Source organism: Marinobacter sp. UBA2498, from assembly GCF_002341575.1.
Lineage (GTDB): Bacteria > Pseudomonadota > Gammaproteobacteria > Pseudomonadales > Oleiphilaceae > Marinobacter > Marinobacter manganoxydans.
Window position 1 is genome coordinate 45,389 of record NZ_DDOI01000157.1, and the last position, 11,014, is coordinate 56,402.

Sequence of the window (11,014 nt, forward strand, 5' to 3'; positions counted from 1 at the left end):
CGGGTGAATAGACGTGTCCGGTCAACGAAAGGTGATCCTGAACTTCCCAGAACTTCGTGGCGACGATCACGGTGATGGGATTTTCCTGGCCATCAACGGTGCCCTGCTGCAACGCGGTAAACACTTCCGGGAACGCCATTGGGGTGGGATGAACGCCCATCTGCTCGAAGGCCTCCATGTGTACCTTGTTTTCCATGGTACGCACCTTCAACCCCTTGGCATCGTCAGGGCTGGTCACAGGGCGAACACTGTTGGTCATGTGGCGGAAGCCGTTTTCCGACCAGGCAAGGCCCACCAGGTTATGGTCAGACATCTTGTTCAACAGGTCCTGGCCGATCTCGCCATCAAGTACACAGCGGGCCTCTTCGTAACTCTTGAAAAGAAACGGCAGGTCAAGCACATAACTTTCCGGTACGAAATTCCCCAAAGGACCTGTCGATGTAATCACAACATCAACGGTGCCAATCTGCAGGCCCTCGATCATGGCCCGCTCCCCGCCCAGGGAACCGGAAGGGTGCTCGGCGACCTCAAACTCTCCGCCACTGAGGCGCTCCAGAGTTTCCTCAAAGGCATCGGCGCCCACGGAATAGTGGGAACTGTCAGACAGCGTATGGCCAAGGTTAATGGTTCTTGCTGCCTGTGCATTCACTGCTGTCACGGCAAGCAAAGCTGAAGTGGCACCGGCGATGGCGGTGGTCAGGCTACGGCGTGCGAACGTTGCTTTCATTGTTGTTACCTCATTTTGCATTGTCACGCTTTGGGTAAATTCCGGGGTGCGTAGGCCCGGAATCAGGCATTCTCGTCCATAAAAGCCCTTACGATTTCACGAAAATCCTTATCGCTTCTGAATCCGAGCTTGCTCGCCCGGAGGTTACTGAATCTCGATGGCCAGCTGCCGACAATCGCCTCAATTTTCGAATCCGGCCGGAACTGAACGCGGGCGAGCGCCGATTCGCCTCCCACTTCACGCAATGATTCCAGCATTTCCGAAACGCTGACGGTAATACCCGGCAACATGAAAGCCCGGAAAGCACCGAGATCCTCACCCGGAACCTCGGCCCCGTGCACAAGGGCATCAACCACCGTTGCGGGAGACATAATGAACAGTTCCAGATCGGGCGAAACCGGGCAGATGGCATCCTCACCCTTGAGGGGTTCGCGCAGGATACTTGAGGCAAAACTGGAGGCCGCCGCATTCGGACGGCCAGGACGGATCACAATGGTGGGCAGGCGCAACACCAGCCCATCGACAATGCCACGGCGACTGTAGTCATTGATCAGCAACTCGCTCATGGCTTTCTGGGCACCGTAAGAATTCTGGGGATGCAATGCCGTCATATCATCAAGGGTGTACGGCAAATCTCCGCCGTAGGCGGCCACGGAGCTTGCCATGATCAGCCGTGTCCGGTTGAGGCCATGCTTCCGGCAACCTTCGAGTAAATCGCGGGTTGCATCGAAATTGACCCTCATTCCCAAATCCAGATCGCCTTCCGCAGCACTGCTGACCACCGCTGCGAGGTGGTAAATCACATCCGGTTGCTCGGCAAGGACATCATCCAGCGCACCGGGTTGGCTGATATCCCGTGCGAGCGTTTTAGTGGCCAAGTCGCCGGCCTCCGGGCAGGGCGGCTCAGTCTGATCGATCAGAGTCAGACGGCTCAGCGAGTTACCGGCCAGTTGCCCAGCGCTGACGAGATGATCGACCAACCGCTGCCCGAGAAAGCCCGCGGCTCCAGTAATGACAATATGCATAACCTTTACTGACCTCTTGTTGTTGTGTCGGCGTTCAGCCCGTAGGCCTGTCCCCATCCCAGACCGGCCCGGGTGTTATCGGCTGGTCGATACTCGCAGCCCACCCATCCGGTATAACCCAGCGAATCCAGTCTCGCGAGCACCTCTGGGTAACAGACCTCCCCTACATCCGGTTCATGGCGTTCCGGCACACCGGCAATCTGCACATGCCCGATGGCGTGGAACTGACGTTCCATGTGACTAATCAGGTCGCCGTCCATAATCTGGCAGTGGTAGACATCAAACTGCAGTTTCAGGTTGTCCGCGCCCACCTCATCAATCACCTTGATGGCGTCTGCCTGCCTGGACAGGAAATACCCCGGCATATCCCGTCGATTGATCGGCTCGATCAGGAGATCCCGGCCCGCTTTCGCGGCCTCCCCGGCGGCAAAGCGAAGATTTTTCAGGTAGGTGTGGTGATGAGCCTCGACCGTCTTCCGATCGGCGCTCTCCGGGAGCAGACCCGCCATCGCATGGATGCGGGGGCAATCCAGCACCTCGGCATAACGCAGCGCCTCGGCCACTGAAGCCTGAAACTCCGCCTCCCTTCCGGGCAGGCTGGCAAGCCCGCGCTCACCAGCCTCCCAGTTGCCGGGCGGAAGGTTAAACAGCACCTGTTCCAGCCCGGCCTCGCGCAGGCAACCCGCCAAATCTTCCGGGCGATAGGCGTAGGGAAACAGATACTCAACGCCCCGGAACCCCGCCTTCGCTGCGGCACCGAACCGGTCCAGAAAATCATGTTCCGGGAACAGCATGCTCAAGTTCGCGGCCAGTCTGATCATTACAGCACCCTCCTGGAGGTTCAGTCCCTGGGGAACCGCTGTTCCAGCGCCGAAACCTGTTCAGCTGTCAGCGCTCGTGGGTTTTCCCCGCGAAGAAGCAGAAACAGCTTCGCCGTCTCCTCCAGCTCCTCCGTGGCATACACCGCCGCCTCCAGGTTTTTTCCAGCGACCACCGGCCCGTGGTTGGCGAGCAGCACGGCACTGTGCTCGCCGGCCAGACCGCGAACCGCGTCACCCAGCTGCGGGTCCCCGGGCATGTGATAAGGCACCAGGGGCAGCCGACCCACCCGCATCACGTAATAGGCCGTTAATGGTGGAATGCAGTCGCAGGGGTTGATATCGGGCAGGCAGGACACCGCCACCGAATGGGTTGAATGCAGGTGCACAATGGCGCCCGACTGAGGACGCTCCTCGTACATGGCCGTGTGCAGAAACTGCTCCTTCGTCGGCTTATCGCCCTCCAGCAAACGCCCTGAGCGGTCAAGCCGGGAAATTCGCTGGGGATCAAGCCGCCCAAGGCAGGCGTTGGTGGGGGTCATCAACCAGCCGCCATCGTCGAGGCGAACGCTGATATTGCCGCTCGAACCCATCGTCAACCCGCGATCAAACAGTGACTGGCCGAGCGTCGCAATCTGCTCTCGCAGTTGATTTACTTCACTGACATTCATGGCAACACCTCAAACGCACGTGTAAAGAAATCCGGCCCGCCGAAATTGCCCGACTTCAAAGCCAGAGACAGCGGTCCCGGCCCGCCTACATCGGCGGCTTGGGTCCAGGGCACGCCCGGATCAATCTGGTCGCCGATCCGCAACGTGCGAATACCAAGCGCCGACACAACCGCACCCGAGGTCTCGCCTCCGGCCACCACCAGGCGGCCAACCCCTTCATTAACCAGGGTAACGGCGAGGTGGCCAAGGGCAGACTCAACAAGCTCGCCGGCACGCTCCGCCCCCAATGTCGCTTGAGCCTGCCGGACCTGATCCGGATCCGAGGAGGCGTAAACCAGAACCGGCGCTCCCGCCCTCAGTCTTTCGCGAGCGAAAGCCAGGGCCGCCTCCAGATGATCATCACCCTCCGCAAGCTTCAAAGGATCAAGGGCAAAGCCTTCACCCTTGCCCAGAAAATCCGCCACCTGCCCCAGCGTTGCCCTCGAACAGCTGCCGGACAACACCAGTGCACCGCCAACACCCGGCTCCAGGCGCCCGGCTTCGGACACATTCGCCAGCCAGCCGCGTGAGCGGTACTCCGCGGGCAGCGCCTGGCCCAGGCCGGAGCCTCCGGTCACCAGCGGCTTATCAACAACCGCACCGGCCAGGGTTGCGAGATCCGATCCATCCAGGGTGTCGCAAATCACATGCCGGACACCGTCGGATTCCAGGGCCTTCAGTCTCTCGCCGGCGGTACCGGGCCCCTGCCTCAGTACCGGCCATGGCAGCAGGCCCACGTTGCCCTTTGTTTGCCGAGCCAGCACACGCACCAGATCGGCATCCTTCATTGGGTTGAGTGGGTGGTCCTGCATGCCGCTGTCATTCAAAAGCCGGTCACCCACAAACAGATGCCCCTGATACACCGTACGGCCATTAACCGGGAACGCCGGCACCATCACCGTCTGGCGGGCGTTCAGGGCATCCAGAAGAGCATCGCTGACCGGGCCAATATTGCCGCGATCCGTGGAATCAAACGTGGAGCAGTACTTGAAGAAAATCTGCCGGGCACCGAGGTCCTGAAGCCAGGCCAGGGCCGCCAGTGACTCAGTGACCGCCTGCTCGGCGGGGCATGAGCGTGATTTAAGCGCCACCACAACAGCATCAACGTTGCTCAGGTCGGGTTTACCCTCAGGCACGCCAATTACCTGAATACAGCGCATACCGCTGCGAACCAGATTGTTCGCCAGATCGGTTGCCCCGGTGAAGTCATCGGCGATTGCGCCCAACACAATACTCATGCTCACTCCTCACCACTGTCGTTGGCGGCATCCGGCAACGTGATGCCGGCAAGCCGTTCGTAGACCTTGATCACCGCTGAATCGTCTTCCTTCCCGAACCCGGCCGCCTTCGCTGCGGTAAACTGCTGAAGCGCACTGGCGGCCACGGGGGTTGGCATGGCCAGCTCCCGCCCGGTGTCGTGAACAATATTGAGATCCTTAACGAAGATATCGACCGCTGAGAGAGGGGAGTAATCGCCCTTGAGAATATGCGGGACGCGGTTCTCGAACATCCAGGAGTTACCGGCTGAGTGAGTAATTACCTCGTAAACGACCTCGGGCGGCAATCCCATCCGGATCGCCATAGCCATGGCCTCCGCTGCTGCAGCAATATGAACCCCGGCCAGCAGCTGATTGACCAGCTTCATACTCGACCCGATTCCGGGCGCATCTCCCAACCGGTAGACGGTCGCCGCCATGGCATCAAGGACCGGCTCGGCAAGGCCGAACGCATCCGTGCTTCCCGAGGCCATCACCGAAAGCTGGCCAGCCCTCGCTTTGGCCGCACCGCCACTGATGGGTGCATCCAGCATCTCGATACCCGCCTGGCCGAGCCGTTCAGCAAGATCACGGGCAATCGCCGGCGCCACTGTTGCGCACTGAATCACCAGGCTGCCCGGCTTTAAGCCGGCAAGAAGCCCGGATTCACCAAAAAGCACCTGTTCGACCTGGGCCGCATTCACTACCACCAACAACACAACATCGCTTTTGGCAGCCAGTTCAGCGAGCGCACTCACAGTGCGACCACCAGCGTGCTCAAAGCCCGCCCGGGCCTTTTCGCTGACATCACACCCGGTAACCTCAAACCCACACTCAAGCAGGGCCGTAGCTGTTCCCATTCCCATGGCGCCCAGACCTACCACACCGACGCGGGGCTTTGTTCCGGATAAGCTTGTCACTTGCTGGCCTCCTGATTCTTGTTTTGATTGTTTGATGGTAGCGCTACCATGTTAGCGCTACCATCGTTTTAGTTGATAAGATTGCGATCAGCAAGTTACCGTCGCGAGGACTACGACCAATGTCTAACATGGAAGCCTCTTCCCCGGAACCCCGCAAGCGGAGAGGTTCTGATAAACCAACGCTGAAACAGGTCGCGGAAGCGGCCGGGGTTTCCCCCATCACGGTATCCCGGGCCCTGAACACGCCAGACCGCGTGAACAAGGAAACCCGCCGACGGGTCACCGAAGCCGTGGAGCAACTGGGCTACGTACCCAACCTGATCGCCGGCAGCCTGGCCTCGGCCAGTTCGCGATTTATTGCCGTTATCGTTCCTTCGCTCGCCAACGCAGTTTTCATTGAAGTGATCAAGGGGCTTCAGGAAGCTTTCGAAGCCAAGGGCTACCAGATACTGCTCGGCAATACCGATTACGATCTTCAGAGGGAGCACCAACTGGTACGAACCTTTCTGGGATGGTCCTGTTCCGGACTGGTGATTGCCGGCTTGCGCCACAGCAAAGCCTGCCAAGGCCTTCTGGAAACCTGGAACAAGCCGATCGTGGAAATGATGGAATTGGGTAAAGGGTTGGACTTGAACGTGGGGCTGGACCACCGGGAAGCGGGCGCTTGTATGGCCAGGCACCTGTTAGACAGGCACTATCGCTCCATCATCTATGTGGGCGCCTGTATGGACAGGGATTACCGGGCTAACATGCGGTATGAGGGACACAAAGAAATTCTCGCGCAAGCGGGGCTGGAAGCGCCGATAATTGAGCTGGACAGACTCGGCAGCCTGGAAGCCGGCGCGGTTGCGCTCGACATGGTTCTGGAGCAATGCCCCAGAACTGATGCCATCCATTTCGCCAACGACGACCTCGCCACTGGCGCTTTGCTACACGCCCAACGGCTGGGCCTTGGCGTGCCACAGGACATCGCCATCGCCGGGTTCAACGGCCTGCCCCTTGGCCAGCAGGTGACGCCGAGACTGACAACTATTCAGTCTCCCAGGGAGACCATGGGGCGGCTTGCAGCCGAGCAAATACTGAGGCGCCTGAACGACGAACCCATAACCGATAAACAATTGAACGTGGCATTCCGCACCCTCATTGGTGAAAGCACCTGAACCTATAGAAATGCCTTAACGGCTCAGCCGGGAATCAATACTTGCGGTTGCGGGAACAATGATTCCGGAGGCCAACGTAGGTGGCAATCATGTCACCAAAGTGTTCATCTGTGGAAAATAGCCGAGCCCAAGTGCTGTGCATTTTGGTGAGCCGGGTTAAAACCGTCCTTGGGACCGGGGTAGAACCCAACCGGAGCTTATTGTTCTTAAGTCAATGCGCTCCAATAGTTCCTCAGGTATCTTTCAAGCGGCCTGCTACTATGGGGCGGGAGAGGTACGCTGCGAATCTTTGAGGTAAACACTCAGTTGGCCAGGTTTGGTAGCAACTTGGTCAGCTGGAGCCGTTAGTTCCGCAGTAAATTACTCGTCAACAGTAGTGCCTTTTACTCTTACTCTGTTTTTGGTTCCGAGTTTAGTATTCCTCCTGTTGAGATTCCCGCACCAGCGCTCCAGACTGACACCTAACGCTTTTATCGAACCGATTGATGGTCTTTCGCGGACGAAGCTAGTCTGCGGACATAGGGGAGGGTAGTTGGGTCAAAGTTGGGGCGAAAGGGGGCGTGTTTATCCGTGTTTTGAGGCTCGGTCTCTTTTGGTCTGAGCTGCTGACATGAACGGGTCCGGTAGCCTTGCTTTGGATGAAGGCGTGAATTGTAAGAAAATAACCGCCGTGATGAAACGAAGGAGGTCATTATGCTGGCCAGCGATCAGGAATTGGAAGAGGCAGGCAACCGCCTTGGTGAACGACTGCTGACAACCGGCCGTACCGTTGCGACGGCGGAGAGTTGCACCGGCGGCTGGGTTGCGAAGGTACTGACCGATCGTGCCGGTTCTTCGGCCTACGTGCTGGGTGGCCTTGTCACGTACAGCAATGAGGCCAAGCAGGGGCTTCTGGGCGTAACCCGGAAATCGCTGGATGAACACGGTGCGGTCAGCGAACCGGTGGTGCGGGAAATGGTTGCCGGTGCCCTGGTGGCGACAGATGCTGACGTTGCCGTGGCTATCAGTGGTGTTGCCGGGCCCGGCGGTGGCAGCGAGGAAAAGCCTGTGGGCACCGTCTGGTTTGCCTGGGGTAGCAGCCCGGCCTCCACCGTGGCCGTGGTAAAACACTTTGAGGGTGATCGTGATCAGGTTCGCAGGCAGGCCGTTCTCTTTGCCCTTCAAGGGGTTAACAATTTTGTGGACGAAGTCTGACGGCTTTCACATCCGGAGGGGTTGGTCTCCTCTGCGGGTTATGTTTTAATACTGTTCAAATATACAGGGAATGGGCTGTTCGAGCTGTACAGATTCCCGATTCACTATTTCGCTGCCAGCCTTTTCCTGAGGGTGGCGGCCCAGGCGACAGAGGGTTTGCACTGATGGAAGACAACCGCAAGAAAGCATTGAGCGCAGCACTTGGGCAGATTGAGCGCCAGTTCGGCAAGGGCGCCGTGATGAAAATGGGCGATCAGCCCCGCGAAGCCATTCCTGCGGTCTCCACCGGTTCCCTTGGCCTGGACGTTGCCCTGGGTATTGGCGGTCTTCCATATGGTCGAATTTGCGAAATCTACGGTCCGGAAAGTTCCGGTAAGACGACGCTCACCCTCCAGGTAATTGCCGAAGCACAAAAAGCCGGCAAAACCTGTGCATTCGTGGATGCCGAGCACGCGCTCGATCCGGTTTACGCCGAAAAGCTGGGCGTCAATGTGGACGACCTTCTGGTGTCCCAGCCGGATACCGGTGAGCAGGCCCTGGAAATTGCCGACATGCTGGTTCGTTCCAATGCGGTAGACGTGATCATCGTGGACTCCGTGGCGGCCCTGACCCCGAAAGCGGAAATCGAGGGTGAAATGGGCGACAGCCACGTGGGTCTGCAGGCGCGACTGATGTCCCAGGCGCTTCGCAAGCTGACCGGTAATGTCAAACACGCTAACTGCCTGATGATTTTCATCAACCAGATCCGTATGAAAATCGGGGTTATGTTTGGCTCGCCCGAAACCACCACCGGTGGTAACGCGCTGAAATTCTACTCCTCCGTTCGCCTTGATATCCGCCGCATTGGTGCCGTGAAAGATGGTGACGAAGTGGTCGGTAACGAGACCCGCGTGAAAGTAGTCAAGAACAAAGTATCGCCGCCGTTCAAGCAGGCCGAGTTCCAGATTATGTACGGTAAGGGCATTTACCACATGGCGGAAGTGCTGGATATGGGCGTCAAGGAAGGCTTCGTCGACAAGTCCGGAGCCTGGTACGCCTACAATGGCGACAAGATCGGTCAGGGCAAGGCCAACGCCTGCAAGTTCCTGGAAGAAAACATGGACATTGCCAACGAGATCGAAGCCAAGGTTCGGGACAAGTTGATGCCCAAGCCTGAACCGAAGAAAGACGCAAAAGAAGAGCCTGCAGAAGCCAACGGCGAGCTGCTCTAAGCTTGATGTAGGGAGGACGTATGGATGGCATGAAGAAACTTTTGATTGTTGCCCATGCGCCTTCCCCGAACACCCTCCGCCTACGAGAAGCTGTGGATGAGGGTGCCCGCCATGAAGATATCGAAAACGTTGAAGTAACCGTTCTGGCACCGTTGGACGCCGGTCCCGATGACGTTCTGGCCTGCGACGCCATTATTCTGGGCACCACTGAGAATCTCGGGTATATGAGTGGTGCTTTAAAAGACTTCTTCGATCGCAGCTACTATCCCTGCCTCGAGCAAACCCAGGGGCTGCCTTTTGCCTATTACATTCGCGCCGGCCATGACGGCACGGGCACCAAGCGGGCAATAGAAAGCATTACCACCGGGCTGCGCTGGAAGCTGGTCCAGGAGCCTTTGATCTGCCGGGGTGAATACCGGGAAGAGTTTGAAGATCAGTGTCGGGAGCTGGGGATGTATGTTGCGGCCAGCCTTGACGCCGGGCTGGTTTGATTGCGAAGGCCTGGCTCAGCTGGCAAACCGGTTGTAGAAGCCTTCAATCCGCGACAGGGCATTGTCGACAGTTCGTGAATAGCCCTTCTTGTCCAGGCAATAGCTGAACTGGACACTGACGCGATAGCCGGTCTGGAAGGGCTGGCATTCCACCACCCGGGCACAAACCCGCGATTCGCTGATGTACTTGCCGTCAAAATCCATGAACAGACGGGCGCCCGGCTCTACTGGTCGGGGGCATAGCACTGCCATTCCGTACCGGTTTAGGTCCAGGCAGGTAACCGGCGTGGGGTGTTTGCCACGACCAAGGAAGCTACGCTCCCGGAGCTGGACCTTCAGGCAGGAGGCGGGGTAACGATCCTTGATTCTGCGCTCTGCGGAATCATTGGTCATACGCTGGCGTCCGTTGCGTGCATTGTTTTTGTGGTTGGGACATGAAGTGTAGTTCCGGAAAGGCTGGCTGAAAAATGAGCGGCGGCGGAATTGTGAGCTGCCTAACAAAATCCCGCGCACTGTGCGCGACTCCAGAAATCTTCGTGCTGAACGCGACAGAGCCGACCGCAGAATCTACAATGACCGGCCAATGTGTTAACCGTTACAGGACCAAACCTTGAAGTCACTGCCTCTGCACCAGCTTTACAAAGCCTGTGTTCTGAAAGATCTGCCGTTCAAAACCACCAAGCAACTGGAGCCCCTGGCTGAAATCGTTGGCCAGAACCGTGCCCAGGAGGCTGTGCGTTTTGCTCTGGCAATGCCCCATGGCGGTTACAACGTCTATGCCGTTGGCCGTAATGGCCTGGGTAAGCGCACCATGATGCTGCGTTACCTCGAGCATCATGTGGATACGGATCAGCAGAGCCATGACTGGTGCTACGTGGCCAACTTCGAGGAGCCGCGCATTCCGAAGCTGTTGCAGCTCCCGGCCGGGAAGGGTACCCAGCTCAAACAGGATATGGAAAAGCTGATGAGTCGCCTGGTCAAGGTTATTCCCCAGACCTTTGACAGCGACAGCTTTCTTGAGCGCTCGGAACAGTTGAAAAACGAATACGGCAAAAAGCAGGAAGACGAGCTGGAGAAGGTGGCGGCTCAGGCCAAGCGCAAAAAAGTCAGCCTCACTGTGACAACCCCGGGCGGTTATCGGTTGGTGGCCATGAATGGCGACGAACCCCACACTGCGGAATCTTTCCAGGCTCTGACCGATGAGCAGCGCGACAAGTTCGAAGATGCCATCAACAAGCTTGAGAAAAAGCTCCGGCAGGCGCTTCGCAAACTGGCGGACTGGGAGCAGGAATACGCTGATAAACAGCAAGCCCTGAACCAGGAGACCCTCGAGAGTATCTCAGGCCATCAGATTGATGAGCTGATCGAGAAATACAAGGATCTGCCGGACGTGGTCGCCTTCTTTGAAGCGGTTCGGGCGGACCTGGTTGAAAATCTCGAGATTTTCCTCGATGACAACGAGGAACAGGCAGCGATTGCGTATGCGTCCCTCGACAAGAAGA

12 protein-coding genes are annotated in these 11,014 nt (G+C 58.0%); 5 read left to right on the plus strand and 7 right to left on the minus strand.

Going from position 1 to position 11,014, the window contains the following annotated elements; genetic code table 11:
• The 6 genes from B2W52_RS21810 to ltnD form a co-directional block, all read right to left on the minus strand.
• Nucleotides 1–727, minus strand: a 727-nt coding sequence (locus tag B2W52_RS21810; protein ID WP_286804070.1) for a DctP family TRAP transporter solute-binding subunit, incomplete at its 3' end; no start/stop codon positions are given.
• A gap of 62 nt (nt 728–789) precedes the next feature.
• Nucleotides 790–1,752: a D-erythronate dehydrogenase gene (gene denD / locus B2W52_RS21815; protein WP_286804071.1), complete on the minus strand. Its 963-nt coding sequence runs from the start codon at nt 1,750–1,752 to the stop codon at nt 790–792.
• Nucleotides 1,753–1,757: 5 nt separating this feature from the next.
• Complete coding sequence (gene otnI, locus B2W52_RS21820; RefSeq protein ID WP_286804072.1) at nt 1,758–2,573, minus strand: 2-oxo-tetronate isomerase; 816 nt, start codon at nt 2,571–2,573, stop codon at nt 1,758–1,760.
• A gap of 20 nt (nt 2,574–2,593) precedes the next feature.
• Nucleotides 2,594–3,241, minus strand: coding sequence for a 3-oxo-tetronate 4-phosphate decarboxylase (gene otnC, locus B2W52_RS21825; protein WP_286804073.1), 648 nt, complete (start codon nt 3,239–3,241; stop codon nt 2,594–2,596).
• Complete coding sequence (gene otnK / locus B2W52_RS21830) at nt 3,238–4,518, minus strand: 3-oxo-tetronate kinase (protein WP_286804074.1); 1,281 nt, start codon at nt 4,516–4,518, stop codon at nt 3,238–3,240. The genes otnC and otnK overlap by 4 nt, the downstream gene beginning before the upstream one ends.
• A 2-nt stretch (nt 4,519–4,520) precedes the next feature.
• Nucleotides 4,521–5,456, minus strand: a complete 936-nt coding sequence (ltnD, locus tag B2W52_RS21835; RefSeq protein ID WP_286804075.1) for an L-threonate dehydrogenase — start codon at nt 5,454–5,456, stop codon at nt 4,521–4,523.
• 119 nt (nt 5,457–5,575) lie between these two features.
• Between ltnD and B2W52_RS21840 the strand changes: the two genes are divergently transcribed.
• The 4 genes from B2W52_RS21840 to B2W52_RS21855 all read left to right on the plus strand — a co-directional run bounded on the left by B2W52_RS21840 (nt 5,576) and on the right by B2W52_RS21855 (nt 9,512).
• The gene (locus B2W52_RS21840; RefSeq protein WP_286804076.1) at nt 5,576–6,616 is read left to right on the plus strand and encodes a LacI family DNA-binding transcriptional regulator; all 1,041 of its coding nucleotides are present in this window, start codon (nt 5,576–5,578) and stop codon (nt 6,614–6,616) included.
• 693 nt (nt 6,617–7,309) lie between these two features.
• Entirely contained in the window at nt 7,310–7,810 is a 501-nt protein-coding gene (gene pncC / locus B2W52_RS21845; RefSeq protein WP_062785224.1) for a nicotinamide-nucleotide amidase, read from the plus strand.
• A gap of 164 nt (nt 7,811–7,974) precedes the next feature.
• Complete coding sequence (recA, locus tag B2W52_RS21850) at nt 7,975–9,021, plus strand: recombinase RecA (RefSeq protein ID WP_008170534.1); 1,047 nt, start codon at nt 7,975–7,977, stop codon at nt 9,019–9,021.
• 20 nt (nt 9,022–9,041) lie between these two features.
• The gene (locus B2W52_RS21855) at nt 9,042–9,512 is read left to right on the plus strand and encodes a flavodoxin family protein (protein ID WP_286804077.1); all 471 of its coding nucleotides are present in this window, start codon (nt 9,042–9,044) and stop codon (nt 9,510–9,512) included.
• A gap of 15 nt (nt 9,513–9,527) precedes the next feature.
• On the opposite strand, the gene B2W52_RS21860 is transcribed toward B2W52_RS21855, so the two are convergent.
• Nucleotides 9,528–9,905: a PilZ domain-containing protein gene (locus B2W52_RS21860; RefSeq protein ID WP_008170530.1), complete on the minus strand. Its 378-nt coding sequence runs from the start codon at nt 9,903–9,905 to the stop codon at nt 9,528–9,530.
• A gap of 217 nt (nt 9,906–10,122) precedes the next feature.
• Here B2W52_RS21860 and B2W52_RS21865 point away from each other — a divergent pair.
• Nucleotides 10,123–11,014, plus strand: an 892-nt coding sequence (locus B2W52_RS21865; RefSeq protein ID WP_286804078.1) for a Lon-like protease helical domain-containing protein, incomplete at its 3' end; no start/stop codon positions are given.

Excerpts from the sequence above, each read along its gene's own strand:
- denD (WP_286804071.1), bottom strand. The coding sequence starts at position 1,752 with ATGCATATTGTCATTACTGGAGCCGCGGGCTTTCTCGGGCAGCGGTTG.
- otnI (WP_286804072.1), bottom strand. The coding sequence starts at position 2,573 with ATGATCAGACTGGCCGCGAACTTGAGCATGCTGTTCCCGGAACATGAT.
- otnC (WP_286804073.1), bottom strand. The coding sequence starts at position 3,241 with ATGAATGTCAGTGAAGTAAATCAACTGCGAGAGCAGATTGCGACGCTC.
- otnK (WP_286804074.1), bottom strand. The coding sequence starts at position 4,518 with ATGAGTATTGTGTTGGGCGCAATCGCCGATGACTTCACCGGGGCAACC.
- B2W52_RS21840 (WP_286804076.1), top strand. The coding sequence starts at position 5,576 with ATGTCTAACATGGAAGCCTCTTCCCCGGAACCCCGCAAGCGGAGAGGT.
- pncC (WP_062785224.1), top strand. The coding sequence starts at position 7,310 with ATGCTGGCCAGCGATCAGGAATTGGAAGAGGCAGGCAACCGCCTTGGT.
- recA (WP_008170534.1), top strand. The coding sequence starts at position 7,975 with ATGGAAGACAACCGCAAGAAAGCATTGAGCGCAGCACTTGGGCAGATT.
- B2W52_RS21855 (WP_286804077.1), top strand. The coding sequence starts at position 9,042 with ATGGATGGCATGAAGAAACTTTTGATTGTTGCCCATGCGCCTTCCCCG.
- B2W52_RS21860 (WP_008170530.1), bottom strand. The coding sequence starts at position 9,905 with ATGACCAATGATTCCGCAGAGCGCAGAATCAAGGATCGTTACCCCGCC.